Below are 257 nucleotides of genomic sequence, written 5' to 3'. Positions count from 1 at the left end.
GCCAGCTCGAAATCCTGGTCGCCACCGACGTGGCCGCGCGCGGCCTGCACATCGACGGCGTCAGCCACGTCTACAACTACGACCTGCCGTTCGACGCGGAAGACTACGTCCACCGCATCGGCCGCACCGCGCGCCTGGGCGCCGAAGGCGACGCGATCAGCTTCGCCTGCGAGCGCTATGCGATGAGCCTGCCGGACATCGAGGCCTACATCGAGCAGAAGCTGCCGACCTCGCCGGTCGACGCCGAGCTGCTGGTG

The 257-nt window shown here is 68.9% G+C and carries 1 protein-coding gene; it reads left to right on the top strand.

Features of this window, described 5'->3' with window-relative positions:
• Positions 1-257, top strand: a 257-nt coding sequence (locus HKX41_12255; GenBank protein NNC24908.1) for an ATP-dependent RNA helicase RhlB, incomplete at both ends; no start/stop codon positions are given.

This window comes from Salifodinibacter halophilus, from assembly GCA_012999515.1.
Taxonomy (GTDB): domain Bacteria; phylum Pseudomonadota; class Gammaproteobacteria; order Nevskiales; family Salinisphaeraceae; genus Salifodinibacter; species Salifodinibacter halophilus.
The sequence above is the reverse complement of the archived record's forward strand: the minus strand, read 5'-3'. Positions and strand labels throughout refer to the sequence as shown.